This window comes from Paenibacillus sp. MMO-58, from assembly GCF_037146255.1.
Taxonomy (GTDB): Bacteria; Bacillota; Bacilli; order Paenibacillales; family Paenibacillaceae; genus Pristimantibacillus.
The window spans coordinates 301,328-328,150 of record NZ_JBBCVY010000007.1 but is presented as its reverse complement, the minus strand read 5'-3'; the positions used below and the strand labels follow the sequence as shown (position 1 = coordinate 328,150).

Sequence of the window (26,823 nt, the reverse complement as noted above, 5' to 3'; positions counted from 1 at the left end):
GGATCACCATGACAACGATGACTGGAGCCAAGGAATGGGTAAGGATGGAGCGGCTGTCCAAGGTATATCCGAACGGAACGGTAGCGGTCAAAGAGGTTGATCTGACGATTCACGAGGGTGAATTCCTTTGTTTCGTCGGGCCTTCCGGCTGCGGGAAATCGACAATCTTCAAGATGATTACCGGTTTGTCTAATCCGAGCAGCGGGTCCCTGCAGGTCATGGGGGCATCGGCAAGCGTTGCCCGCAAGCGGTCCGATACGGCTTTTGTTTTTCAAGATCATACGCTGCTGCCCTGGAACTCGGTCATTGATAACGTGACGCTGCCGCTGGCGCTTCGGGGAGTACCGCGCAAGGAAAGACAGCGGGAGGCGGAACGCGTGCTGGAGATGGTTGGCCTGAAGGACCATATGCGCTCCATGCCGCGCGAGCTGTCCGGCGGGATGAAGATGCGGGCATCGATTGCCCGTGCTTTGGTGGCGAGACCCAAGCTGCTGCTGATGGATGAACCCTTTGGCGCGCTTGATGAAATTACGCGCCAGACGCTGCAGATCGAGCTGCTCGAGCTATGGCGGCAGGATCCGGAAATGACCGTGCTGTTTGTTACCCATAACGTATTCGAGGCTGTATTCCTGTCGACCCGCATTGCGGTCATGACCCCGCGTCCGGGCAAGGTGTCCGATCTGATTGACGTACCGGTGCCGTTCCCGCGCGACGAGTCATTCCGTACAACGCCGGAATTCGGGCAGATTGTCCGCTCCGTGTCGCAGGCCCTTAAGCATTAGAGAGGAGGAGAAACCATGTTGAAGGATTGGATGGTTGAAATGCAGGCAGCGGTCGGGGAGGAGAGGCTGCTGTCGGAACCGGGGCAGGTAGAGAAATTATCCAAGGATTATTATTGGTATTCCCCGGTGTTGGTCCCGCTGCTTCAGGATAAAAGGGCGGAGGCGATTGCCGTCCCGCATTCCGTGGAGGAGACGGCGAGCGTGCTCGCTTACGCTTGGAAGCACCGGGTTCCGGTGACAACCCGCGGAGCGGGTACAGGCAACTACGGTCAGGCGGTTCCGCTCGAGGGAGGTATTGTTCTTGATCTGAGCAAGCTCGACAAGGTCATTGAAGTAACCGACACTTATGCGCGCGTGCAGGCCGGAGTTCGGCTTGGCGGGCTCGAGAAGCTTCTCCGTTCCGAGGGGAAAGAGCTCCGGATTTACCCGAGCACCTACGTGAAAGCAACGGTCGGCGGCTTCGTAAGCGGCGGCTCGGGCGGAATCGGCTCGATAACCTGGGGTAATCTGTGGGATGGCAACGTGCTGGAGGCGGTCATCCTGACGGTGGAAGAAACGCCGCGCATGCTGACCGTCAAGGGAGACGATCTGATCGCTTATATCCATAATTACGGAACGACGGGCGTGCTTGTCGAGGTCGTTATTCCCATTGCGGCAAAGACGGAATGGACGCAGACGGTTGTCCAGTTCGATGATTTCGAATCGGCTGCACGGTTCTCCCATGCGGTGGCGCTAGATGATTCCATTCGCAAGCGGCTGGTTGCACCCGTCGAATGGCCGATTCCAACCTTTTTCAAGCCAATCGCCTCAAAGCTGGAAGTTGGTTGCAGTGCTTGTCTGCTGGAGACCGCGCACGGCAGCGAAGAGCGGCTCGCGGCGCATGCCGGAGAGCTTGGCGGCCGAATCGGCTACACCATACCGCCGGAGCAGTACCGCAAGGTAATCGGGCTGTCCGATTTTACATGGAACCATACGACGTTATGGGCGCTTAAGACCGACCCGACGCTGACTTATTTGCAGGCTGGCTTCGACAAGGAGCGGTTTCTCGATCAGATTAAGCTTATTAAAGAGCAGTTCGGCGACGAAGTGCTGATGCATCTCGAATTTATCCGCACAGCGGGTGTTGTTGTTCCCGCGGCGCTGCCGATTGTCCGTTATACGACGCATGAACGTCTGTATGAGATTATTGCCTTCTTCCGGTCCATTGGCGTTCGGATTAATGACCCCCATACCTGGATTCTGGAGATGGGAGGACGCGGAGAGTGGGATGCGATGGTGAACGCCAAGCGTGCCAACGACCCCCGCGGACTGCTGAACCCGGGCAAGCTGCAAACGCCGGTTGAAAGTATTTCGAATCAGGAGGGATAAGCGATGCGAGAGGAGACAATCACCAGCAGCCCGGATTTATCGTTTGGAACGAGTGCGGGCACAACAACCAAGCCGCGTACCTCGTCACTGAAAAAAGTATGGAGAAGAATAGGCCCGCCGTCTATCGCCTTTATTCTGTTCATAGGCGCATGGGAGCTGTTCTGCCGGTTATCCGGCCTGAAGCCGTATTTGCTGCCTAAGCCTTCGGACATTGTGCTGGCCGCCTCCGAGAATGCTTCGAATTTGTGGGTATCCGTGTATACCACCATTACCGAGGCGGTGCTGGGATTCCTGCTCAGTATTCTTCTGGGCGTTGGTTTTGCCATTCTGCTGGCCAGCTCCAAGCTGATTGAACGAAGCATCTACCCTTACGCCATCATCATGCAGACGATTCCGATCGTTGCCATCGCCCCCATTATCGTCATCTGGTTTGGAGCGGGCATGAATGCCATCATCATTATTGCTTTTCTCATCGGATTTTTTCCGATGCTGTCCAACACCCTTATCGGCCTGAACTCAACCGACCACAACATGAAGAACCTCTTCTATCTCTACAATGCTTCTCCCCTGCAGACCATGTTTCGGCTTCGCATCCCGGCCGCGCTTCCTTATATCGTGGCGGGACTCAAAATCTCTTGCACGCTTGCCGTAATCGGCGCGATTGTCGGGGAATACATTGCCGGCATCGGCGGAGGCAATGGCGGGCTTGGTTATGCCATAACCGTTGCGTCCTCCCGCTTGCAGACTGCTTATCTGTTCGCCTGCGGCTTATCCGCATCCTTGCTCGGCATTGCGTTCTTCCTGCTCGTGAACGCCTTTTCCAAGTGGATGCTGAGCTCCTGGCATGAATCCGAGATGAAATCTTCCGAAGGTTAGGGGTGAGTTCTCTTGCGCACAGAAACGCTGGAAGCCATTAACGTAAAGCTGCCGCTGCAGCAGAGCGAAGAATTGTACACGGTTAAAGCGCAGGGAGGCCGGTGGACGGCGATCGATCGCCAGGAGGGAGTTATCGTCTCCTCGGAGCATTTGCCGATCCAAGGGCTCTCCTTCGACGAATTGCTGACAACGGCCTTGCTCGATCTGGAGGGAAAAGTGATGCTGCCGGGCTTTGTAGACGCCCATATGCATCTAGACAAAGCGTATTCCCTGCCGTGGGTGCGCAACCGGTCCGGCACGCTGCTCGAGGCCATCGAGAATTACCGGGCGGCTTCGCCGGCCTTCACGAAAGAGATGATCCGCGACCGTATTGTGAAAGCCGCGCTGAGCTCGGCTTCCTTCGGCTCGGCGGTGCTTCGCAGCCATCTCGACGTGCCGGTTCATATGGGCCGCGAAATGGCGATGCGGACGATTGAAGCGGCGCTGGAGGCTCGGGAGAAGGTTAGCGGAATCGTTGACATTCAGTATTTTCCGATGTTCTTCTATGACCCTGCCTATGAACGGGAGCTGACGGAGTTTGCTTCCGAGACGCTTCGCATGGGCATAGACGGAATCGGCGGCGCGCCGCATCTGTCGCCTAATCCGGAGACCAATGTGGGCTGGGCGTTCCGTCTGGCGCAGTTGTTCGATAAGCCGATTGACCTTCATACCGATGAATCGGATAATCCCGACACCAAGACGATCGATATCTACTGCGATTATGTAAGAGCAGGCGGTTACGGCGGCCGGGCAACGGCCGGCCATCTCTGCTCCTTGTCCGCGATGGAGCATAACGAAGCGGAACGGCTGATTGCGAAGATGGCGGATGCGGGCATAGCGGCGGTTACCTTGCCCGCGGTTAATCTCTACCTGCAGGGACGCGGCGACCGGGGCAATGTCCGGCGCGGCGTCACCCGCGTCAGGGAGCTTGAGGAAGCGGGAGTGACTATTGCCGCGGCCTCGGACAATATTCAGGACCCGTTCCATCCGTTTGGCAGAGGGGATCTGCTGCAGATTGGCCTGATGACAGCCTATGCGGCTCACTTAGCCAAGGAGGAAGATATCGTCACCGTGATTCGCCTGCTGACGACCAACCCCGCCAAGCTTGCCGGCCTTACCCAATACGGAATTGCCCCGGGCAATCCGGCCAGCTTTGTCGTGCTGGACGCCTGCTCGGAGGAAGAGCTGTTTCAGGAGCTCCCGTCATCGCGGTGGGTATATAACAAGTCGAAGTGGACGTTTGCTTCCATGCTGAGCCGATATGGCCTGGAGCCTAGTGTCTCCGGCTCACTCGTTTAACTCTTGATTTTTCCATAAAGTCCGGTGTTTGTCCGCTGCGAGAGGGATGCACATATAGAGAAGAAGAGGATAGGCTGATGCTTTCGAAGTAAAAACCAATTCTTTTTAGGGTTATGCTTTCGATGTAAGAATCATCACGAACAGCCATCCGGTTGTTTGGGTGACAATTCTTTTTAGGGGGAAGAGAAACATGCTGACAAAAACGGGATCGAAGAAAACATTGGGCGGAATGACGGTGCTTCTTGCCGCGGCGCTTACGTTGTCCGCTTGCGGGGACAGCAAATCATCGGGGGATTCGAAGGAGCTGACCAAGGTCAGCCAGGTGACCAACTGGTTCGCGGAGCCGGAGCATGGCGGGCAATATGCCGCGCTGGACAAAGGCTTTTACAAGGATGCGGGCCTCGACATGACCATTCAATCCGGCGGCCCGGGCATCTCTTCCACCCAGATCGTAGCCGGCGGCAAAGCGGAGTTCGGCATGGGGCAAGCAGACGAAATTCTGCTGGCGCGTCAGAACGGCATTCCGCTTGTGGCGATCGCGGCGACCTTCCAGAAGAACCCGCAGGGCATTATGTTCCATAAGGGCCAGTTCAAAGATATTACGGAGCTGAACGGCAACAAAATTTTTGTCGGCAGCGGCGTGGTGTTCTGGGAGTACTTAAAGAAAGCCTATAGTCTCGATAAAGTGACGGAGATGAAATATACCGGCTCGCTCGCTAACTTTGTAGCGGATCCGAAGGCGGCCACGCAAATCTATATTACCTCCGAGCCTTTCTCCATGCAGCAGGAGGGCGTTGACGTCGATTACTTCCTGAACTATGACCTTGGTTACAAGCAGTACGGCAACGTGCTTTACACAACCGAAGATTTCCTGAAGAAGCACCCGGATACGGTAAAAGCTTACGTAGAAGCGTCCATTAAAGGCTGGGACTACTACAAAGATCATTCCGAAGAGATCAACAAAGTGATGCAGGAAAAGAACCCGGATCTGAAGCTTGAAGCGATGGCGTATGGCGCCAAAGCGCAGGAGCCGCTTGTGTACGGCGGCGATGCGGAGACCAATGGCGTTGGCTACATGAGCAAGGACATCTGGTCCGGCCTGCAGGCGCAGCTGGTCGACATGGGGCTCCTCAAGGAAGCGGAGCCGATTGAAGATGTGTTTACGAACGAATATTTGCCGGGCAAGGGAAAATAACAAACTAAGCAACGGAGCCGCTGCATGCGGGCATGCGCGGCTCCTGTTTCTATAGGGAGAGATCGCCATGGCTAACGTGCTCGTTATTTACTTCAGCGCATACGGACATATGCACCGGATGGCGGAAGCCGCCGCGCAAGGGGTTGAGAGCGAAGGGCATACGGCAAGGCTTGTCCGTATCCCGGAGTTCCGGCATCCGGACAATGTAACCGCTCTGCTCGATCATCCGGACCGCAGACGGCCGGCGGAGGGCAGCCGGCTGTCCGGTACGTTCCGGGTGGGAGCCCGCTGGGAGAAGTACGAAGCTGCTCAGGCTCTTCAGCAGACGGTACGCGAAGCGACGGCGGACGATCTCCGCTGGGCGGATGGCATTGTCTGGGGATTCCCAACCTATTACGGCTCCATGCCGGCGCAGGTCAAATCCTTCCTTGATCTGTCGGGCAGCTTGTGCGCCGGCGGGGAGCTGGAGGGGAAGCCAACCGGCGTTATGACAAGCGCGGGATCCATTCACACGGGACATGAAGCGACAATCCTGACGTCGATTATACCGTTGCTGCATTTCGGGATGGTGTACGTCGGATTGCCTTATTCGCAGAATCCGGAATATTTGACCGCGGACGCCATTGGCGGTTCCCCTTACGGACCTTCGACGCTGGCGGGCCCGGACAGCTCGAGAACGCCGGATGAGCGCGAGCTCCGAATGGCTGGCAGACTAGGCGCGAGGGTGGCGAGATTTGCCGCGGCAACCAAAGGCATAAAATGAATGGCGGGGATACGATGACGATACCATTGGATTTGCTTGTTACAGAGGTGAAGCTGCCAGGCAGCGGAATAACGGATCTGGGCATTAAGGGCGGGAAAATAACGGCGGTAGGCAAGCTGGCCAGGGCTGCCGCCAAGACGGTCTTTCAGGCGGAGGGAAGGCTGCTGCTGCCTCCTTTTGTTGAACCGCATGTTCATCTGGATACGACTTTAACGGCAGGCGATCCGGTCTGGAATGAGAGCGGAACGCTTGCGGAAGGCATCTCGGTATGGACTTCCCGCAAAAAGCAGCTGACCCGCGAAGATGTCCTTGCGAGGGCGGAACGTACGCTAAAGCTGTTTATCGGCTATGGCGTGCTTCACCTGCGTGCGATGGTAGACATCGGCGACCCGAACCTGACGGCGCTGCGCGCGGTGCTGGAGCTGAAGGAGAAATATCTGGACCGCATGCATATGCAAATCATCGCTTTTCCGCAGGATGGCCTTGTCGCTTGCCCGGAAAATGAAGCTAGGCTGGAGGAAGCGCTGCGGCTTGGGGCTGACGGCGTTTCCGCGGTTCCGCATCTGGAGCGGACCCGCGAGGATGGGGTATTAAGTCTCCGCAAAGCTTTTGCCCTTGCCGAGCGGTACGGCGCCTTTGTTCACGTCTTCTGCGACGAGACGGACGATGAAGCCTCGCGGTACCTTGAAGTATGCGCCGCGCTTGCGCTAGAGACCGGTCTCGGCAGCAAGGTAACGGCCGCCCATGCCAATGCCGCGGCTTATTATAATGAGCCGTATTTTCAGAAGCTGCTTGGGCTGGTGAAGCAGTCCGGTCTTTCCATTGTGGCCTGCCCGCTGATTAATAGCGTTATGCAGGGGCGATACGATGCCTCTCCGAAGGGGCGAGGCATTACGCGGATACAGGATTTCCACCGGGCGGGGGTTAATGTCGCTTTGGCGCATGACGATATCCGGACCCCCTTTTATCCGCTTGGAACGGGAAATCCGCTCGATGCGGCGCATATGGCGGCCCATCTTGCCCATATGTGCGGCCGTCGGGATCTTAACGATATAGCCGGCATGATTACGTACGGCGGGGCAAAAGCAATGGGGATCATTGGCTACGGCTTTGAGCAGGGGGTGCCGAAGGTTGGTGATCCGGCTTCCTTCTTGCTGTTTGATGCCCCCGATTCGGCTGAGTTAATCCGTACCCGGTCTGCCCCGCGATATGTGTTCCATCAAGGCCGTCTGGTTGCGGAAACGGCGCCCGCTATTACGACACACTCTAGCCTTGAAACGGGAGTAAGATTATAATTTTTTTCCACAATAGAATTTATAAGTTTTGATAACAGATGAAAACTGAAATTCGATTTGGCGATAAAACCTACCTATAAACGCGGCCGCTCATCTTCGAGAGGCTTCGATAGAGGTTTTCTCAACCAAATTTTAGGCCAACGCGACTATTCAAAACTATGTTTATCTCCTTGATAATCGGGTGTAATCGTTATTGAGGAGGGATTCAAATGATTCGCAATCAGAGGCTTAGTCTTGTAAACAGGCCATTTAAAATGGTTATTTCCGTTTTTCTTGCCTTGCTTTTGTTCGGCACAACCGTTGTGCCAGCCTTTGCGGCTAGTCCGGGGAAAACCGTAAACGCGTCGGCTACCTTGGCTTTTAGTCTGAAAGGTCTCAAGCACAACCTGGCTGTTCAGAAGGCCTATATCGCATCCAAGTATCTTTATGTCACCCAGCGTTCGGGAGGAACGGTCTATTTATCAAGACTACTGATGAATGGACGCACCGCCACCTACGTGGACGAAATGACGATTACCAATTCCGGCCATGGCCAAACGCTCGATATGTACACCTACAACAAGGTCGACTATTTCTATTTCAGTTCAAAAGCGGACGCATCAACCTCTTACGACTGGTCGCTTCAAGTAGCCCGGCTGAAATACTCGGCGGGCAAGAAGTATGATTATACGGGTCTTCGCCGGTTCACCTACTTGAACTATGCGAATAAGACCGGCAAGCGATTAGGCGATACCTATCGCGTAGACGGCGGCGGGAACAGCGACTATACGATTTTTCGCGTACAGACGTCCCAAGGCAGCGTTACATGGTCCATCTATAACACGGCTGCTCTGAACCGGCTGCTGGACAGCAGCGAACAGGTGCGAATGGATAGCGCCGCAGCTAAAAAAGCCTGCGTAGCCAGCTTCACCCAGTCGGGAAGCAAGATCGTCAGGCCAAACGGATCATTTCAAGGCATGGATATGCTAGGAAGCACGAAGATCTTTACGTCGGGCGGGGCAGAAGGGCAAACGCCGAGCATCGCCTTGATGTCCAACACGGGCGCATACAAAACCCTCCTGAAAATCACGAATGTGGGAAAACATGAGATTGAAGGCGTACAAACGAAAAACGGCAATGTTTACTTCACGATCGTAACGGATCCCAAAAACAAGAAAGACACGCAGAAGGTCTACTACGTGCCGGAGAGCAAATTTAATTAAGTTATGCAAACAGGGCGGCCCCGAAAGCAATCTGCTTCGGTGGCGGCCCTGTTTGCATATCCGGAGGACACGCCGCATAAGACGTAAGGTAGCTTTACTTCGGCAATAGGGAGGGAACAAGCGGTGAGCAAAAGGTTCCTGAATTCTCCAACGGCCTATGCGCTTGGGATGTTCGCGATGATGGTTCCAAGCCAAGCCTTTGCGTCTTTTTTCAACTACTACTACGTGGAAAAGCTGGGGCTTAGCCTTGGGCTGGCCACGATTGCGCGTACCATCTATCTCATCTGGGATGCGGTCAACAACCCGATGGCCGGTTATTTGTCCGACCGGACCCGCACGAAATACGGCAGGCGCAGACCTTGGATTTTTTTCTCCACGCCGGCGTTTATGCTTGTCTTTATCATGGTCTTCTCCGTTCCGAAGGGACTTGGCAATACGGAGCTGTTCGCGTGGCTGCTTACGTCGCTGATCCTGTTCGAAGGGATTGCTACGCTCCTGTGGGTGAACTACGGAGCACTATTTCCGGAGCTGTTCGAAGGGGACCGGCTTCGGGCGAAGGCCTCCGCCGTCCAGCAGGGCTTTCAGATTGCGGCTATTCTGATCGGAACGGCATTGACGCCGATTCTATACGGATGGATTGGATTTGGATGGATGTCGGTTGCTTATTCGCTTGTATTCGGTATCTTTATGACCTGGTTCGCTTTATCCGTCCGGGAGAAGGAGAGCGCTCATCAGGAAGCGCCGCTTCCGCTGATTGCCGCCTTCCGGGAGACGCTGACGAATAAGCCGTTCTGGATCTTTAATATAGCGGGCTCCTTCGCCCAGACGGTGAACGGCCTGCTTGCCGCCCTGCTTCCTTTCTATGCGAAATACAACCTGCATATCTCGGAGGGCGAGGTGTCCATCCTGATGGGGGCCGTCTTTGTCTCCATTATTCCGCTTGTCGCGGTCTGGTATCTGATCTCCCGCAGGCTTGGCGGCCTGCGCAGCTGGCGGCTGGCGCTCGCCGTTTACGGGCTTTCCGTCATTCCGCTATGGTTCGCGGGCAATCTTGGCAGCGGTATTCTCGCCGGCATTCTGGTCGGCTTCGGAATGGCAGGGTTCCTTGTTACGCCGGCGATGCTAAGCGGCCGTATTATTGATCTCGACGCGGAGCGGACCGGCAGACGCAGAGAAGGGATTTATACGGCGGTAGCCGGTTTTATTACGCGGTCCAGCGGCTTGATCGCGGCGGTGGCTTTCTGGATTGTTGGCCTTATGTACGGCTACCAGAGCGGTGATGAGCCGGGGTCGCAGCCGGAGACCGTATTCCGGGTGCTGATCTGCGCGGTTCCCCTTATTTTGCTAACGGTATCCTTTGTCATTTCCTTGTTCATGAAGAATTTAGAGGAGCCAGGCCAATCGAAACGTCCGGTGTGATATGATAATGGCAAAATCAAACCAAGGGGATTCGCATGAAGCAAGTAACGATTGGCATGTTCGCGCATGTGGATGCGGGCAAGACCACGCTGGCGGAACAGCTTCTTTATCATACGAACAGCATACGGGAGCGGGGGCGGGTCGACCATAAGGATGCCTACCTCGACAGCCACGATATTGAACGGGCGAGAGGGATAACGGTGTTTGCGGATCAAGCGGTTATGACCTATAACGGCGCTACCTATTATTTAATTGATACGCCGGGACACGTCGATTTCTCGCCGGAGATGGAGCGCGCGGTTCAGGTAATGGATTATGCCGTCCTGGTCGTGAGCGCCGTGGAGGGCGTGCAGGGACATACGGAAACGGTATGGCAGCTGCTTTCGAAGCATCGCGTACCGACGTTCTTTTTTATCAACAAAATCGACCGGGCCGGGGCGGACGTTAACCGAGTAATGGAGGACATTCAGCAGCATCTGACGCCGGATGCTTGTCTGATAACGGACAGCTTTGCCGGCGGCGTTGTGGGAGAAGCGTTAGTGGAAAGTTTGGCAGAGAGGGATGAGCGGTTACTCGATACGTTCCTCTTCGGCGAAGGCGATCAGGCCTTCTGGCTGCAAGCTTTGCGGGACATGGTGAAGAGCAGCGGGTTATACCCATGCGTTAGCGGTTCGGCCCTGCAGGATACCGGCGTGAAGGAGTTCCTGGAGCAGCTTCATCTGCTTACGACGGTCGACTATAACGGACAAGCTCCTTTTGGAGGAAGAGTCTATAAAATCCGTCATGACAAGAGCGGTACCCGTTTAACCTATATCAAGGCTTTAAGTGGTACTCTCAAGGTTCGGGAAGAGCTCTGCTACGGCGGCGGGGACGGGCCAATCTGCGAGAAGGCAACCAGGCTGATGCTCGTGAACGGCAGTAAAATGCAGGCGGTAGATCAGGTGTCGGCCGGGGATCTGTTTGCCGTTATCGGGTTGTCCGAAGCGGATGCGGGACAAGGCGTAGGGCTTTATTCGGGCAAGCTCTCCTATGATTTGGTGCCGGCCCTGACGTCAAAGGTCATTTTCTCCGAAGCCCTCCCCGTGAAGGATGTGCTGAAGGCGTTCCGCATTCTGAATGCGGAGGACCCGTCTTTGAACGTCGTCTGGGAGGAGACGCTGCAGGAGATTCATATTCACGTGATGGGCGTTATTCAGCTCGAGGTGCTGCAGCAGCTGGTGAAGGAGCGTTTCGGGTTTGACGTTGTCTTTGGAAGTCCGGAGATTTTGTATAAGGAGACCATCTCAGGTCCGGTAAAAGGCTATGGTCATTTCGAGCCGCTCCGGCATTACGCCGAGGTGCATCTGCTCTTGGAGCCGGGCGAGCGGGGCAGCGGCATCACGTTCAAAAATGCGGCCCATGTGCATGACCTGAGCATAGGCAATCAGCATTTGATCGAGACGCATCTGTTCGAACGCGAGCATCATGGGCTGTTGACGGGCAGTCCGCTGACGGATGTTCGGATTACTTTGCTTACGGGCGCCGCCCATAACGAGCATACGCATGGCGGCGATTTCCGCGAGGCGACCTTCCGGGCTTTAAGGCAGGGGCTCGAGAAGGCGGATAATCTGCTGCTCGAACCGTATTACGGGTATAAAATCAAGGTTGAGCTGGACCATCTGGGCAAGGTGCTGTCGGATTTGCAGCGCGCTTGCGGCCAGTTCGATCCGCCTCAGACCACCCAATCCCACGCGGTGGTTACGGGCCGGGTGCCAGTCGCGACGTTTATGGACTACAGCACGGAGCTGGCTGCCTTTACGCATGGCCGGGGCAGCATTCAGCTGATCTTCGCCGGTTACGACCGCTGTCATAACGAGCAGGAGGTCATTGAGCGGAAGGGCTACCGGAAGGATGCGGACCCTTTATATACGTCATCGTCTATCTTTTGTGCGAAAGGGGCCGGTTATGCGGTGCCTTGGGATGAGGCGGAGGCAAAAATGCATTTGCTCTAGCTGCTGCAATTGAATGGTGGATTGAAAGAAAAGGCCGTTTTCCCTTAGTGGGGATAAACGGCCTTTATGGCTTTGAGCATCGCTGCTGCCTTCTCGGGATTGTGCATTAACGCCTTCCTGTATTCGATCATCCAGTCGAGCGTTTCGAGGATCTGATCGTATTCGGCTTTTTTGCGCTCAATCTCGTCTTTCTTTTGTTCCATCCATTCGATGATCTGCTGATGTGTCTTCGTATTCGTATCCTGATCCTGGAAGACATCCTTTAATTCGGCGAGCGAACAGCCAAGGCCTTGAAATTTTTTGATCATCCGCAGGCGCTCGACCGCCTCTTCGGTATAGCTGCGATAGTTGTTTTTCTCCCGCTGGACGTGGCGGTTGTCGAGAAGGCCTTCCTTTTCGTAAAAACGGATCGCGTGGACGGATAAGCCCATCATCTCCGCTAACTCCTGAATTTTCATGCTTCTCTCTCCTAAAAAGAAATACATTATCGAGGTCTTGCCTTAGAGTTCACTCTATAGTTTATGCTGTAGTTGTTCAATTCATCAACTACTTTATCTATCTATAAGGAGTGATCCGCTATGCGTATTTTCGTAACAGGGGCAACCGGCTATATTGGCATGGAAGTTGTTCGAGAGCTTATCGAAGGCGGTCATGAGGTTGTAGGGCTTACCCGTTCCGATAAAGGCGTTGCCTTATTGGAAGCGGCAGGTGCGGAAGCGCACCTTGGCACCCTTGAGGATCTCGACAGCCTTCAACGCGGCGCGGCAGCCGCGGACGGCGTCATTCATTTGGCATTCCGTCATGACTTTTCGGATTTTGCCGGCTCGCTTGCCATGGATCTTCGCGCCGTTGAGGCGATGGGAGCCGTGCTTGAAGGCTCCGGCAAACCTTTTATCATTACGGCTCATGCCAATGGCATCGAATCGGAAAATGCGGTATTGGGGCTGGCCGAGCGCGGGGTACGGACTTCCATTGTGTCGCTTGCGCCATCCGTGCATGGCGAGCGGGATAAAGGGTTTGTACCGCAGCTCATTCAGACTGCCCGTGCGAAAGGATTTTCCGCTTATATTGACGACGGGGCAAACCGCTGGCCGGCCGTGCATCGCATCGATGCGGCATCCTTGTTCCGGCTGGCCGCGGAAGCTGCGCCGGCAGGCTCAAGGCTGGATGGCGTTGGCGACGAAGGGATCGCGTTTCGGGACATTGCCGCTGTTATCGGACGGCATCTGAACGTACCGGTACGCAGCATTTCCCGCGAGGAGGCTGCCGGCCACTTCGGTTTCCTGGGCATGCTCGCAGGGCTTGATATTCCTCGTTCGAGCGCGCAGACGCAGGAGCTGCTCGGCTGGAAGCCAACTCATCCGGGATTGCTTGAGGATCTGGAGCAAGGACACTATTTCAACAAATAATCAACGCTTAGCGAGACCCTTCCTGTTTCCAGAGCAGGAAGGGTCTTTTATAGGACTGTTTTTTCCATGTTCGATAGCATATTGCTTGGCAGGCATAAGGCCTGATACACTAATATTTAGTGATTCATCAATCAATAGGATAAACAGGGGTAATAATTATGGCGAAGAACGATACAGTATCCGTAAACCGGAGGATGGAAATTATATCAGCGGCAATAGAAGTATTCGCGGAGACTGGCTATTACCGCACAACAACTGCGCAAGTAGCGCAGCGGGCAGGGATTTCGCAGCCTTATGTATTCAAGTTTTTTGCAACGAAGGAAGCTTTAATGCTGGCGGCGCTTGAAGTGTCTTGGGAGAGAATTACGGAAGCGTTCAGCCGGGTAGTAGCAACCGCGGCGCCGGATCAGCTGGAGCGGGAGCTTATTGAAACTTACGAAGAAATATTGGCCGCCCACCGGCAGGAAACGCTGCTTCAGATGCAGGCCCAGACCATGCAGGAGCAGCCTATTCGAGCTGCGATGCAGACGGGATTAAGAGGAGTGCGCCGGATTGTACTGGAGGCGTTTACTGCCAGCCAGCTTGCGAATCCGGAGGAACGAACGATGCTGTTCCTCGCGCGCGGCATGCTATGCAATATTTCGATGGCACTCGACGTTCCGGAGTTAATGAATAAATAAAGGGGGCTGCCAAGCCTTGAAAAATAGTGATTGATCAATCACTAACTAGATGGTATAGTAAGTTCATCGCAATTAGTGATTGATCAATCACTTAATAAAAAAGGGAGTGGCAGGAATGAAAAAAGCGGTTGTTATTGGAGCGACGGGCGGCACGGGTGCTGCGATTACGGAGGAATTGGTCAGCCGGGGAATTCCGGTTGTGGCGTTTGGGCGATCCCGGCCGAAGCTGGAAAAGTTCGCGGAAAGATTAGGAAACCCGGAGAATCTGTCACTGGCTGTAGGGGATGCTTTCAAAGCCGATGATGTGGAGAAGGCATCGCGCGGCGCCGAAGTGATGTTCCATTGCGCCAATGTTCCATACCACGAGATGGAGGAGCGGCTTTTGCCCCTTGGAGAAGCGGTGATGGAGGCGGCAGACCGGCTTGGCCTCAGGGTCGTTGTCATCGACGGTATTTATCCGTACGGAAAAAGGCAAATGGAACGGGTAACCGAGGAGCATCCGAAGCAGCCGCATACCCGAAAAGGGCGGACGCGTCTAAAGTTCGCCGAAATGGTATTTGACGAAAAGTGGCGCCATGCCCGTCCGCTTATTGTCCGGCTGCCGGATTATTATGGACCAACCGCCAATGAAGCCTCTTATCTCGGCTCCACGCTGGAGGCTATTGCGGCCGGCAAGATGGCCTTCTTCATCGGGAACATGAAAGTACCGCGCGAATATGTCTATTTGCCGGATGCGGCGAAAATGATTGTTGAAATTTCGCTGCGCGATCATGCTTACGGCCAGGAGTGGAACATTCCCGGAGGCGATATTATATCCGGTCATGAGATTGTCCGTCTTGCCCGCGAAGCAAGCGGCAGCAAGAAGGCTGTTCTGCCGCTCGGCAAAGCCGGCTTATCCTTGCTTGGGTTATTCGTTCCCGTCATGAAGGAAGTTGTGGAGATGCTTTATCTGACAACGGAACCGCTTCTCCTTAGCAGCAAGAAGTATGAACGTTACATTGGGCCAATCTCTGCAACAGGCTTCAAGCAAGGGATTTATGAGACTATCAGCCAGTTGAAGAAGTAGAACAAAGCAGCGGTGACGACATGTCACCGCTGCATCGCGTTACCCGTATAAAAGAAGGCTGTACCAGTTGTCCCATTCCGAAGGATCGGAAGGACATACGAGAGGAGCAAGAGCCGTGCTGCAGCCCTGAAAACCGTCGCCCCCAGCAATAACGGTGAGCGCCGGATTGGCTAGGCGGCAATCGCTTATCCACTTCTCGACGCAAGCTGCAAGCAGGGGGTTATTTAACGAGATGGCAACAATCTCAATATTTTTAACCCGAATCAGGCTTGTAATATCGTTTAGCGGAGTGTCCGGTCCCAGATAGATGACGTCATGGCCTTTGTTCCGCAGGAACAAGGTGAAGAGCATAAGACCCATCTGGTGATGCTCACCCTCCGGACATAAAGCGACAGTCCTGGGAAGATGCCGATTCAGCGGCAAAATTCTCATGAACTGGGTGCATCTCTGAATGATAATTTGGGAAGCGAAATGTTCCTGTGCAACCGAAATAACACCATTTTCCCAAGCCGTTCCGATTTGTCTCATCACGGGAGTAAGAATATGGTGGAAGACCTCTTCATGGTGGAAGAGAGAGAAGCATAAATCAATGACCTCATTGGCCTGGACGGTATTCAGGTCAACGAGCTCCCGGTAGAGCTGTTCCGTCAGACGGTTAAACCGGCTTGGCTGGCCTAACGCCTCTGCAGGTTTATTCGCCTGCTTGTCCCGGTAAAGAGTGACGGCCTCGCTAATTTTCAAGTGACAGCTCTCCATCTGCTGCTTGATCCAGCGCAAGGTTTCGATATCGGCGTCCCGGTATAGACGGTGACCGCCAGTGCTTCGGACGGGCGCGGTAAGCTGATATCGGTTCTCCCATGCCCGGATGGTTACAGCGGGAATCCCAACTAACTGGGATACTTTACGAATACTATACATACGCTTACACCTCAGGTTTTATTATACATAAGTTGTACAAAAAAAATAAAGGATTCCGTTCCCTTCCCAAAGATCTTCCTTGCGATGGAAATATAATTTATGTATAATTTTAACGAAAATATTATACATAAATTATACATTGGAAGTAGAAGGTGATCCGATGCTTACGGTATCCCAAAATCAGCATTCCAGTTCTCAAGTTTTGGATATGCATTTCGTTCTGGCGGCCATGGAGAAGTCGCTGGCTATGATTGAACTAAGTACGGATGGGAAAGTCCTATGGGCGAACGATAATTTCGCTCGGGCGATGGGGTATGAAGCGGACGAAATGCCGGGCCTCATGCACAGGCAGTTTTGTACGCCCGAGTTCGCGAACAGTCCCGGTTACCGGGAGCTCTGGAGCAATCTCCGGAGCGGACGGATCTTCCAGGAGAAAATCTCGCGTTTATCCAAGGACGGCCGGTTATTATGGTTCGAGGCAACCTATATGCCGGTGTTTAATGAAGAAGGCCGCGTAAAGGGAATTCTTAAGGTTGCGACGGATATTACCGAGAGGGAAAACGCGACGACAAAGCTTACGGATGAACTGCAGCAGATGGCGCAGGATTTGCTGGAACGGACGGAAGAAGGGATTGCCGGAAGCAGACAGATCGAGCAGACCATAGAAAGCGTAGCCTTGGAATCAAGCGGAAATATGAAGGTTCTTGGCGCGCTGGAGCATGAGACTGAGTCCGTGCGAAGCACGATTCATATTATTCGGGAAGTGGCCAAGCATACGAATCTGCTGGCTTTGAATGCGGCGATTGAAGCTGCGCATGCCGGCGAGCATGGCCGGGGCTTCAGCGTGGTAGCTGCAGAGGTTCGTAAGCTGGCCAAGCAGGCGGATGAAGCGGCCAAGGCCGTCCAGGCCAATTTGGCCGGAATTGCGGCCGAGGTTGGAAATATCGCGAAGGGAATGCACCGATCGCAGTCGATGATCCTGGATAGCCAGCAGCGCGCCCGGAAGGCGGTTGGCGAGTTTGCCCGGATTGGAGAATCCGCTTATCAGCTGGAGGAGAAGGCTCACGATTTTAAAAATACGATTTAGGATGGAAAAGCGGTTGTGCAGGGGGAACCCCGGTCACAACCGCTTTTTGTCATTGTCACAGCGTACACACGATCTTGTAGCTGCCCGGCTCCGCGCGGAAGCCCATCAGATCCCGGTTGACGCGCAGCATGGGAATATTGGCCGAGTCGTTATGCGTGCGGAGATAAGGAGCGCCGGCTGTTTTGGCGGATTGAAGGCCAAGCAGCTTCAGGGCAAGCGCAATGCGGCGGCCGCGGTATTGCGGCAGAACGCCGGTGTATTCGTGGTACATGGCCCCGGTCTGTTCATTATGCTGCAGGCTTACAACGCCAACGTAGCGTTCGCCGTCCTTGGCGATATGAACCCATTCCGGACGAACGCCGGGCAGTTCAAGGGTCCATTTTTTCCACTCCTCAAACCAGGGATAATCGCCCGTATAGCCGGGAATATCGTGGTGCGTGATTTTGTACAGCTCATGCAGCTTGCGTTCATTGTCCTCCCCCGGTTCCTCCGCCAACGTAACGAAGCGTATACCGGCACGCTCTGCATTGCTTATGGAAGCAAGCAGCTGCTCATCCGCGGTATACTCCCGCAGATCAAGCACGGACTCGAAGGACAACCGCTCCCTGATATAGCCATGCTTTTCCGCAAAAGCAAGAGACCTTTCGTCGGTCTCCTTCATGTTGTAGTTCATCAGGCGTGAAGCTTTGACCTCCTGCGCCCAGGCATGAAGGGAGCCGTATATGGCAGTACCAACGCCTTTGCCGCGGAATTCCGGATGGACGATTAACGTATGGATCAATGCGCCGGGCTCCGTCCAAGGCGCACGCCAGGCTATGGCGTAAGCGATGATTTGTCCGTTTTCGTCTTCGGCTACCCATTTGGGACGGTCCCAGCCCATTAGCTCGCCTTGCTCGTTATAATGCAGCTGGCCCGGAGGGATTTTGTCCTCGTCCTCCTGCAGCCGTTCTGCCGTTGTTGGTTCCGACCATACCAGATTGACGAGAGGCGCTACGGCCTGGAAGTCTTCGGGCTGTCTTATTTTGCGGATCGTAAAGTTCATATTGACCACCACCGTTATTGGGATAACCCTAGTATGGCATACCTTTTATTCCAGCGGTTGGAAATAATTCATTATAATGAAACTTGCTCACGCTTCGTCCGGTGGATGAACCACTCGACGATAACGAAGTTTAGGATAAGGGCGGCCCAGATGTTGTTGTCCAGCACCTCTTCGATCATTCCCGGACGGCCACTCGGCAGAGTGAATCGGTGCAGAAGCAGGTACAGAAGGATCATGAAAGGAACCAAGGCTCTAGCGCTGACTGCCGTTAGTGTCATAGCCAAGCTGCGGATCATCCATTGCTTATGCGACTGCCAGTCCCTTTTCCTTGCAGAGCGGTAACCCATTGCCGTCGTGATCAGCCACAGCAGATCGAGGAAGAGGAAGGATAACGTACGGCCGAAGTCGGGTTCGTAGCAGGACACGATAAGGGCAAGCCCGCCGCTTAGGAATACCGAGCCTACGTATACTTTGCCAAGAAGGATATGAAGGGACGGCTTGTTCCGCCGCAGCGTGCGGTGAAATTGCAGAAATCCCGCTAGCATGGCTATAAAGGCTAGAGTGATATGGCTAACCAAGGCAGGATATTGAATCGTCCTTGAGGAAACCTCAATACGGCTGCTTGCCGGATTTAAAGTAAGGTACGGGATAACAAACGGCAGCATTATGGCGACAGACAGCCACAGCAGAATCCACCAGCTTTTTTTCATCGGAACGCTCCTTCGGGATTGATGACCTCAGTATAGCCGGTGGATGTTTAGGGGCTCTAAAAACTTTCTAAAAAAACGATAAAACATAAGAAGAGGGAGCTGCCCGCCGGGCATCTCCCTCATTTGTTCAGAAGCGAGCAGCTCTGTTCCGATGGCCGCTGTTCGGACGCGAACCGGAAAGAAGCATTTTGCGCAGTGCCGCCACGCCAGCCGCGATTGAAAGAATAAAGCAGATGCCCGCAGCGATCGGTAGGGTAGACCACTCCATTAGAGCGTGACCGTTTAACGTCTGCCATCCGATCGCGATTAGGCCAAGCAGATAAGCGATGCCGGTAATATGAATCAGGTTAGACGCTTTGGCGCGGGAACGCTCGACAAGCCAAGCGACAATCGGCACGGCCTGAAGGGCATGGAAGCCAAGCCCGTGCAGCCAGATAATGTTGCCGTCCGCCCCGATGAATCTGCCCTGGTTCGTGGAGATCCAGATGCCCGCGGCAAACGACACGGTGACGGCGATCATGGCATAACGCACGCCTAGCGCCATCTCGGGCCGAAGCTTATAGGCCCTCGAGCGGAAGAATTGAATGCCAAGGTACAAATAAAACAAAACGAGAAACAGGGCAACAAACGTGAAGATATTGCCGACCGTTTGGTCGAAGAACGAATCGCTGTCAACGAATCTCGGATTAACGCCGCGGAAGTTTTGAATCGTCTCCGCCCCATAGGAGTAAAGAGCAAGCCCGATGTACACCCTACGGAACAGCGCCAGGCTTCGCGCCTTCAATCCCGATAATGGCGCAATTGCGGCGGTGGATAGAATAAAAGCGCCAAGGGCCGCATCAAAGGAAAAGGCTTTTGAAACATCGCCTCCGGGCGAGACCTCCCCTCCGTTCATAAGCACCCATACCCCGCAAAATGCCGCTAGAAGAAACCCGAGAAGGCCAGTCAGAACAAGCCATTTTTCCCCTTCGAACAGCCTCGGCTTCTGCGTTGTTGCTTGATTTACATAGCTTTGCATTTTATCCTCGTCCCTTCCCGTAAATGTATATCCTTAATTTACTGGAAAGGACTTACAGGCATTAATGGACCCGCGGCTAGATTTCGAGAGGCCTGAAGAAGGTTCTTTTCTCGGGCGGAGGTCTTAGAGTATTCGTCTATTCGTATGCATAAAGGAGAATAGGGATGAGGTGGAGCATGAGAAATGTGTTGTTATGCGCCGCGATTCTTCTCCTGGCTGGTTGTATGCTGGGGGCTTGTTCTTCTAAGGAGCAAGAAAGGGGTACGTTCGCCGTAAACGTAAAGGTAATCGATAAAGGCGAGGGGGATGATGGGCAGTACTGGATTATGATGGCTTACCCCGACAAGAAAAGGTTGAAAAGCGTGGATAAAATTATTTTGGAGGAGAGCGTGTGGAATACCGTTCAAATCGATCACAAATACACGGTTCGTTATATCAGGCAGGAGGACGGAACTTACTCATTCTCTGAGATAACTCCTATAAAAGATTAGGAGAGTCAGCCGCGGGGCTGACTCTCTTTTTTATTTTTAACCGATGCTGTTAGCGAGCTGCAATGTTTTTCCTGTTCTCAGGCAGGCTTCGATTGCTGTTTTGCCTCCGAACCTGCGCCCGTTACAAGACCGCCGAGCCGGAACGTGAGGAGAGAGAGAACGATACAGGCCGCGGAAAAAATACCGATGGACGCATAACCGGCAAAATGAACGTACAATAGTCCGGCCAGCCAGGCGCCAAGCGTATTCGCACCGTTCATGGTTGAATTGGCGAGGCTGGAGATGGTTCCCCGAATCGATGCGTTAAGGGCGGTGAGCAGACCCATAACAAGAGGGAAGATAACGCCAAGAACGGTAAAGATAAAGAAATAGATCATCACCGCGGGCGATAGGCCGGCATGCGGGCCAACGATATACAGCAGGGCTAGCAAAAGCATGCCGGCGGTTACGGTCCGCGTGCTGCCAAGCTTGCGAATAACCGTGGAGCTGATGATGCTTCCGAGCAAGGTGCCGCATCCAAGGCCCATCATGACGTTGCCGATTCCGCCTACGGACAGCTCGAAATGGTCTGCCATCCATTTGCCGATAAAAGCCATCGCCGTACCGCTTCCCAGATGGAGCAGCAGGTAAGCGAGGAAGCCGCCTCTTGCTCTTCCGTTCGTTATTAACGGCATATACCGGCTGAAGATCGAAGCGCGCGACTGGCCGCCAGGCTTCATATCGGGGAGGAGCAGGAAGGCAGTAGCCGCAAGAAGCAGGGAAAATGCGCCGATGCTCCAGAACGGGACAGGCCAATCGGCCGCGGCCAGCCAGCTGCCGATTGGAACGCCAAGCGCTTGGGCCGCAGCCAGTCCGCCAAAGGCGATGCCCATCGTCTTCGCAATCCGCTGCGGAGGCATAACGGCGGGAATGGAGGCCCATACCTGCGGAGCGGTAAAAGCGGCGCTGACACCAGCGAGGAAACGGAACAGCAGCATCATCCAGTAGCTGTCCGCGAAGCCGCATAAGGCGGTCGAGACGGAGAAGGCAGCCAGCCCGCAGATCATGACCGTTCTGCGGTTCCAGCCGTCGGATAATGGGCCGGAGATTAGCGCGAACAAAGCCGAGCCTAAGGTGTAGGCGCCAATCATCCAGCCGGCAATGCCGGTTGATACGCCGTATTCTGCCTGAAGCGTAGGAAGCAGCGGAGAAATAAGAAACGTGTCGGTGCCAATCATAAACATAACAAGGAAAAACAGAATGGAGTATTTAAACATTTTTATCGCTCCTTTAGCGGTGGTATTGCCTGATGCCCTTATCGTAACGGATAATAGTGACACATTCTGTCGTAGATATTAAATAAGGAGATAAGAAGAATGCCCAAATCCAAACGGCTTATGGAGCTGATGATGACGGTTAACCGGAAGCGGCGGTTCAAGGTGCAGGAGCTGGCCGATGAGTTTGGCGTTTCGAAACGGACGATTCTAAGGGATCTGCAGGAGCTCAGCGAGCTGGGCGTACCTTTATATTCGGAGGTTGGGCCGCATGGAGGTTATCAGGTATTAAGGGAGCGGGTGCTGCCTCCCATTGCGTTTACGGAAGAGGAGGCCGTGGCGATGTTCTTTGCGGTGCATGCGCTGCGGCATTACTCCTCGCTGCCGTTTGAGGCGGAATCCGTCTCGGCGCTGAACAAATTTTATCTGCATATGCCCGGCGACGTGCGGGACCGGATCGACAGCATGAAGCACCGGGTGGATTTCATTACGCCAACCAGGCGCGGAGATGCGCCTTGCTTGTCCGTGCTGCTGGATGCGGCGGTGCATCAGATGGTGCTTGATATCGAATACGAAACGAAGGACAGCGAGGCGGGCTGCCGCAAAATCCAGCCGGTATGCATCTACGCCCATAACGGCTTGTGGTATTGCACGGCGTATTGCTTCCTGCGCGAGGGCTTCCGCGTCTTCCGCTGCGACCGGATCCGGACTGCTTCGGAGGATACCTCCGGTACGGAAAAGCGCGACCTTGGCGAAATCCGGCTAAGCCGCAAGGAGGCCGTTATGCCCGAGAATCCGGTCCGTCTGCAAGTGGAGCTCAGCCGGGCCGGAGTCCAGCGCTGCGAAGCGGAGCTATGGCTGGCCCCGATGCTGCAGGTCCGGGAAGACGGGAGCGGCAGCATTGATGCGGATGTATCACGCGGGGACATGTCTTTTTATACCGAATTTCTGATTGGACTTGGGTATGAAGCAGCACTGAAAGGTCCCGAAGAATTGCGGGAAGCGGTCCGGGACCGGTTAGCCGGGCTACTGGACCGCTACCGGTAACTAGAAAAGCAATGAAACAAGACCCCTCCGCCTGCCGGCAGGAGGGATCTTTGACATGGGCACGCGGAGCAAAATGGGATGACTGACGCATGAAGAGCGGAGCCAACAGATGAGCTGGGACTATTGTATAGTCGCATTTTATTTTCCTTAAATATCCATTAATGGGTGGCTATCGCGAAATCGATTCGAAAGGTGAGACTCTTGGCGTATTCCTCCTCTGTCAGGAGCATTCCAACCTGCGGGCCGCAGAGAATAATTCTCCGGGTCTTTGGAATCTGGCTGATAATTAGACAATTGTTTATTATTGGAACCGGTTATTTCATTCCATGAAACGAGGAGAATCGACATGACGATAACGAGACAATCGGTAGGGGGCAAGTTGGCCATTCTGTTCAGCTTTGTGCTGCTCGGGCTGCTCTGCATGCTGGCCATCGCGGACAAAGCATCGGCCCACGGCTACATTTTTTCGCCTGCCAGCCGGACGCTGCTCTGCAGCCAAGGCACCAACAAGGATTGCGGAGCGATTCAGTATGAGCCGCAAAGCGTAGAGGGCATCGGCGGATTCCCCGCAGAAGGCCCGGCTGATGGCAAGATTGCCGGAGCGGGCAAATATACCGAGCTGGATGCCCAGTCGGCCGACCGCTGGAAGAAGGTCGACATGAAGGGTGGCGACAATACGTTTACCTGGAATTTTACGGCCAATCATATGACGGAGAAATGGGACTATTACATTACGAAGATCGGCTGGGATCCGAATAAGCCGCTCACGCGCGACCAGTTGGAAGCGAAGCCCTTCTGTACGGTAGACGGCGGAATGAAGAAGCCGGAGATGACGGTTACGCATAAATGCAAGGTGCCGACGGACCGGACAGGCTACTACATTATTCTTGGCGTATGGGAAATCGGCGACACCGTTAATGCCTTCTATCAGGCGATTGACGTTAATCTGACGCAAGGCGGCGGAACAACGACCCCGGATCCGGACCCGGTTGTGCTGCCTAACTTCCCGGACAGCGTATGGTGTTCCGGCCATACGGACAGCAGCATTACGATGTCCTGGTCGGCTTCGACGGCCTCTGCGGGAATTAAACATTACGAAATAAGCCGTGACGGCAAAGTGGTAGGCACCTCGGCAGGAACCAGCTATACGGATAGCGGATTGCCGGCGGATTCATCTTATTCGTATACGATTGCGGCAGTAGACAACAAAGGTAACCGTTCGGCTGCCAGCGTGCCGGTATCGGCAAGTACGCTGCCTGCCGCAACGCCGGCGCCGGATACGCTGGCTCCAACCAGACCGGCGGGACTTACAGCCGGCAATGTAACGGACGCAACAGCGGCCTTCAGCTGGACGGCGGCCACCGACAATACCGGTGTTGTGAAATACGAGGTGTACAGAGGCGGTCTGTTAATCGGCACGACGGCATCCACTTCCTATTCGGACAGCGGATTAAAGGCATCCACCGCATACGCGTATACGGTTATTGCAGGGGATGCGGCGGGTAACCGCTCGGCAGCAAGCGCGGCCTTGACGATTACGACCAAGGCGGGCGTCGTTACGCCGCCGACGGGTACCGGCGCATGGGACAGCGCGAAAGTTTATTTGGCCGGCGATATCGTGACCTACAACGGCATTGAATATAAAGCGGGCTGGTGGACCCAAGGCGAGCTGCCGGACAGCTCGGATGTATGGAAGCCGGTATCGGCGGCTGCCGTGCAGGCTTGGAATAGCGCTAAGGCTTATAACGGCGGCGACCAGGTTGTCTACGAAGGACATACGTACAAGGCAAAATGGTGGACCAAAGGCGAAATTCCCGGTCAGGCCGGGGTATGGGTATTGGTTAAATAGCAAGAGGGGGCTGTCCGTCGCGGACAGCCTTTTTCATTAGAAGATCATCGCTAGAGGTTTTTCCCATTATTTGTCGAATAAAAGGGCGGAATGACCATATTCGCAGGTAGGGAGATCTGACCGAATGAGCAATACGATTAGTATGGAGAAGCTGATAGACTGGGGGCATTTTGTTAAGGTTGCTTACGAGATGTACGCGCAGAATCATCTGTCGCCGGCGAAGCCTGCGGACTTCCCGGCGGGCTGGGAGCTGGTGGCCAATCTGACGATGACGCCGCATCTCGAGAAGATGCAGGAAAGGGAATTCGGAGGCTTTATTGCAAGATCGGTGGACAACCCGCTGCAGCAGGCGGTGGTGATCCGCGGAACGGAAAGTCCGCTGGACTGGCTGTCGGACTTCGAGTTCATACTCGAGACGTTCCATGAGGTGACGGACGGCGGCAAGACGGAGCAAGGATTTACGAATCTATACCGCAGCATGATGGTGGAATACGCGGACGCGAGTATTCCTTCCGAGTCGCTGATGGCGACCATCGACGCGCTGCCGCAAGACGCGAAGCTTCTTGTAACCGGACATAGTCTTGGCAGCTCGCTTGCTACGCTGCATGCCTTTCTTGCCGGAAGCAAAAACGTGGATGTCGAGCTCATAACCTTCGCCTCCCCTCGCGTTGGCGACAAGAGCTTTGTTGAGGCCTTCCAACGGATGAACATCCCGAATACCCGCATTTTCAATAAGCCGGATATCGTGCCGCAGGTACCGGTGGAGATCGCTGGCTACCGTCATCTCGAGCCGGGACTCGAGATTAATTCCGCCTTATATCCGATCAAGCACTCCATCCCTTGCTATCATGCACTCAGCACCTACCTGTACGTAATGGGGGATACGGAAGCTAATATTTCGAAATGCAAAACCACTCCGTAAGGAGCGGGCAAGAGGGACATCTTACTTTAAGAGGTGTCCCTTTTTTGTTTATAATAAATTGAACAACGGGAGCAGGGGAGAATAGTCGTCATGAAGGAACAGGAATTTCAACAGTGGATGCAAGACTTTTACAAAGAGCGCGGCTGGTCCGGTTACGGTCCGTTTGAACGGATGGCTTTCCTGACGGAGGAAGTTGGCGAGACGGCCAGGGTGGTAAGGACGATTGAGATTGGACGGGACCGCCCGGATGAGGCTGCCCAGCCGGCCGAAGTGCTGAAGCAGGAATTGATTGAGGAGCTTGGGGACGTATTGGCGAATGTCTATATTCTTGCGGGGATCTACGATCTTTCCATAGAGGAAATTCTCAAGGCGCATAAAAACAAGCTGAGCAAGCGCTACAGCGGGGAATAGCAGGGGGATTATCATGAACAAAATTTGCGTATTTGCCGGTTCCAATGCCGGAGTAAGTCCGGAGTACGGACAAGCGGCAACTCAATTGGGACAACTAATGGCTGCCAAAGGGATGGAATTGGTATATGGCGGCTCCCGAATCGGCCTGATGGGGCTTGTTGCCGATGCGGTGCTGGCTAACGGCGGCCGGGTTACCGGTGTTATGCCGCGTGGCCTGTTCATCGGCGAGATGGCGCATAAAGGTCTGACGGAGTTTATTGAAGTGGGGAACATGCATGAGCGGAAAGCTCTGATGTCGGAGCTGTCCGATGGCTATATCGCGCTGCCCGGCGGGCTTGGAACCTTCGAGGAATTGTTCGAGGTGGCGAGCTGGGCGCAGCTTGGCATTCACAAGAAGCCGGTTGGCATTCTGAACGTGAAGGGCTTCTATCAGCCGATCGCCGACATGCTGAAGCAGACGGTCTCGGCGGGTTTTATGCGGGATACGAATCTGGGGCTTATGCTTTTTGAAGAAAATCCGTCCGTTCTGCTGGACCGCATGGCCGCGTACACGGCTCCGGAGCAGGCGAACAAATGGGCGGAGCTTCCGAAATAAAAACGAGGTTAGCTCATAGAGCAAATCCAACGTAAGGCGATTCATTAAAAAGGGGCTGTCTCACCGATGTGAGACAGCCCCTTTTTTCGCTAATAA

At 54.4% G+C, this 26,823-nt stretch carries 26 protein-coding genes; 20 read left to right on the top strand and 6 right to left on the bottom strand.

The window, feature by feature from the left end; all coding sequences use genetic code 11:
• Positions 1–8: 8 nt before the first annotated feature.
• The 10 genes from WFJ73_RS21745 to WFJ73_RS21700 all read left to right on the top strand — a co-directional run bounded on the left by WFJ73_RS21745 (position 9) and on the right by WFJ73_RS21700 (position 12,229).
• On the top strand, positions 9–782 hold the full coding sequence (locus tag WFJ73_RS21745) for an ABC transporter ATP-binding protein (RefSeq protein ID WP_336775041.1): 774 nt from the start codon (positions 9–11) through the stop codon (positions 780–782).
• 15 nt (positions 783–797) lie between these two features.
• Positions 798–2,150, top strand: coding sequence for an FAD-binding oxidoreductase (locus tag WFJ73_RS21740; RefSeq protein WP_336775040.1), 1,353 nt, complete (start codon positions 798–800; stop codon positions 2,148–2,150).
• 3 nt (positions 2,151–2,153) lie between these two features.
• The gene (locus WFJ73_RS21735; protein ID WP_336775039.1) at positions 2,154–3,026 is read left to right on the top strand and encodes an ABC transporter permease; all 873 of its coding nucleotides are present in this window, start codon (positions 2,154–2,156) and stop codon (positions 3,024–3,026) included.
• Positions 3,027–3,038: 12 nt separating this feature from the next.
• Positions 3,039–4,364: an amidohydrolase family protein gene (locus WFJ73_RS21730; RefSeq protein ID WP_336775038.1), complete on the top strand. Its 1,326-nt coding sequence runs from the start codon at positions 3,039–3,041 to the stop codon at positions 4,362–4,364.
• Positions 4,365–4,554: 190 nt separating this feature from the next.
• Positions 4,555–5,559 (top strand): ABC transporter substrate-binding protein, encoded by a 1,005-nt coding sequence (locus tag WFJ73_RS21725; protein WP_015847672.1) that lies wholly within the window; start codon positions 4,555–4,557, stop codon positions 5,557–5,559.
• Between the two features lie 67 nt (positions 5,560–5,626).
• Positions 5,627–6,322, top strand: coding sequence for an NAD(P)H-dependent oxidoreductase (locus WFJ73_RS21720; protein ID WP_336775037.1), 696 nt, complete (start codon positions 5,627–5,629; stop codon positions 6,320–6,322).
• A gap of 14 nt (positions 6,323–6,336) precedes the next feature.
• A complete protein-coding gene (locus tag WFJ73_RS21715) occupies positions 6,337–7,617 on the top strand; it encodes an amidohydrolase family protein (protein WP_336775036.1) in 1,281 nt (426 codons plus the stop codon).
• A gap of 209 nt (positions 7,618–7,826) precedes the next feature.
• Positions 7,827–8,819, top strand: coding sequence for a helveticin J family class III bacteriocin (locus tag WFJ73_RS21710; protein WP_336775035.1), 993 nt, complete (start codon positions 7,827–7,829; stop codon positions 8,817–8,819).
• A 123-nt stretch (positions 8,820–8,942) separates the two neighbouring features.
• Positions 8,943–10,238: an MFS transporter gene (locus WFJ73_RS21705; RefSeq protein WP_336775034.1), complete on the top strand. Its 1,296-nt coding sequence runs from the start codon at positions 8,943–8,945 to the stop codon at positions 10,236–10,238.
• Positions 10,239–10,273: 35 nt separating this feature from the next.
• Entirely contained in the window at positions 10,274–12,229 is a 1,956-nt protein-coding gene (locus tag WFJ73_RS21700) for a translation factor GTPase family protein (protein ID WP_336775033.1), read from the top strand.
• 44 nt (positions 12,230–12,273) lie between these two features.
• Here the strand turns inward: WFJ73_RS21700 and WFJ73_RS21695 are convergent, their stop codons facing one another.
• Positions 12,274–12,687 (bottom strand): MerR family transcriptional regulator, encoded by a 414-nt coding sequence (locus tag WFJ73_RS21695; protein ID WP_336775032.1) that lies wholly within the window; start codon positions 12,685–12,687, stop codon positions 12,274–12,276.
• Positions 12,688–12,807: 120 nt separating this feature from the next.
• Here WFJ73_RS21695 and WFJ73_RS21690 point away from each other — a divergent pair, with 120 nt between their 5' ends.
• The 3 genes from WFJ73_RS21690 (at position 12,808) to WFJ73_RS21680 (ending at position 15,384) form a co-directional block, all read left to right on the top strand.
• Positions 12,808–13,638, top strand: a complete 831-nt coding sequence (locus tag WFJ73_RS21690) for an SDR family oxidoreductase (RefSeq protein WP_336775031.1) — start codon at positions 12,808–12,810, stop codon at positions 13,636–13,638.
• Between the two features lie 158 nt (positions 13,639–13,796).
• Positions 13,797–14,318, top strand: coding sequence for a TetR/AcrR family transcriptional regulator (locus WFJ73_RS21685; RefSeq protein WP_336775030.1), 522 nt, complete (start codon positions 13,797–13,799; stop codon positions 14,316–14,318).
• A 115-nt stretch (positions 14,319–14,433) separates the two neighbouring features.
• Complete coding sequence (locus WFJ73_RS21680) at positions 14,434–15,384, top strand: SDR family NAD(P)-dependent oxidoreductase (RefSeq protein ID WP_336775029.1); 951 nt, start codon at positions 14,434–14,436, stop codon at positions 15,382–15,384.
• 39 nt (positions 15,385–15,423) lie between these two features.
• Here WFJ73_RS21680 and WFJ73_RS21675 read toward each other — a convergent pair whose 3' ends face one another.
• Complete coding sequence (locus WFJ73_RS21675) at positions 15,424–16,302, bottom strand: MerR family transcriptional regulator (protein WP_336775028.1); 879 nt, start codon at positions 16,300–16,302, stop codon at positions 15,424–15,426.
• A gap of 160 nt (positions 16,303–16,462) precedes the next feature.
• On the opposite strand from WFJ73_RS21675, the gene WFJ73_RS21670 reads away from it, so the two are divergent.
• Complete coding sequence (locus WFJ73_RS21670) at positions 16,463–17,389, top strand: methyl-accepting chemotaxis protein (RefSeq protein ID WP_336775027.1); 927 nt, start codon at positions 16,463–16,465, stop codon at positions 17,387–17,389.
• A 55-nt stretch (positions 17,390–17,444) separates the two neighbouring features.
• On the opposite strand, the gene WFJ73_RS21665 is transcribed toward WFJ73_RS21670, so the two are convergent.
• The 3 genes from WFJ73_RS21665 to WFJ73_RS21655 all read right to left on the bottom strand — a co-directional run bounded on the left by WFJ73_RS21665 (position 17,445) and on the right by WFJ73_RS21655 (position 20,159).
• Positions 17,445–18,431: a GNAT family N-acetyltransferase gene (locus tag WFJ73_RS21665; protein WP_336775026.1), complete on the bottom strand. Its 987-nt coding sequence runs from the start codon at positions 18,429–18,431 to the stop codon at positions 17,445–17,447.
• 71 nt (positions 18,432–18,502) lie between these two features.
• Positions 18,503–19,141, bottom strand: a complete 639-nt coding sequence (locus WFJ73_RS21660; protein WP_336775025.1) for a DUF2306 domain-containing protein — start codon at positions 19,139–19,141, stop codon at positions 18,503–18,505.
• 127 nt (positions 19,142–19,268) lie between these two features.
• Positions 19,269–20,159, bottom strand: a complete 891-nt coding sequence (locus WFJ73_RS21655) for a hypothetical protein (protein WP_336775024.1) — start codon at positions 20,157–20,159, stop codon at positions 19,269–19,271.
• A 176-nt stretch (positions 20,160–20,335) separates the two neighbouring features.
• Between WFJ73_RS21655 and WFJ73_RS21650 the strand changes: the two genes are divergently transcribed.
• Positions 20,336–20,650, top strand: coding sequence for a hypothetical protein (locus WFJ73_RS21650; protein WP_336775023.1), 315 nt, complete (start codon positions 20,336–20,338; stop codon positions 20,648–20,650).
• A 77-nt stretch (positions 20,651–20,727) separates the two neighbouring features.
• On the opposite strand, the gene WFJ73_RS21645 is transcribed toward WFJ73_RS21650, so the two are convergent.
• A complete protein-coding gene (locus WFJ73_RS21645; RefSeq protein WP_336775022.1) occupies positions 20,728–21,906 on the bottom strand; it encodes an MFS transporter in 1,179 nt (392 codons plus the stop codon).
• A gap of 99 nt (positions 21,907–22,005) precedes the next feature.
• Between WFJ73_RS21645 and WFJ73_RS21640 the strand changes: the two genes are divergently transcribed.
• From WFJ73_RS21640 to WFJ73_RS21620, 5 genes are all read left to right on the top strand, one after another.
• Entirely contained in the window at positions 22,006–22,950 is a 945-nt protein-coding gene (locus tag WFJ73_RS21640; protein WP_336775021.1) for a helix-turn-helix transcriptional regulator, read from the top strand.
• 346 nt (positions 22,951–23,296) lie between these two features.
• The gene (locus WFJ73_RS21635; protein ID WP_336775020.1) at positions 23,297–24,799 is read left to right on the top strand and encodes a lytic polysaccharide monooxygenase; all 1,503 of its coding nucleotides are present in this window, start codon (positions 23,297–23,299) and stop codon (positions 24,797–24,799) included.
• A 124-nt stretch (positions 24,800–24,923) separates the two neighbouring features.
• Entirely contained in the window at positions 24,924–25,721 is a 798-nt protein-coding gene (locus WFJ73_RS21630; protein WP_336775019.1) for a lipase family protein, read from the top strand.
• Between the two features lie 90 nt (positions 25,722–25,811).
• Complete coding sequence (locus WFJ73_RS21625; RefSeq protein ID WP_336775018.1) at positions 25,812–26,132, top strand: MazG-like family protein; 321 nt, start codon at positions 25,812–25,814, stop codon at positions 26,130–26,132.
• Between the two features lie 13 nt (positions 26,133–26,145).
• Complete coding sequence (locus tag WFJ73_RS21620) at positions 26,146–26,727, top strand: TIGR00730 family Rossman fold protein (protein WP_336775017.1); 582 nt, start codon at positions 26,146–26,148, stop codon at positions 26,725–26,727.
• The last annotated feature ends 96 nt before the right edge of the window (positions 26,728–26,823 follow it).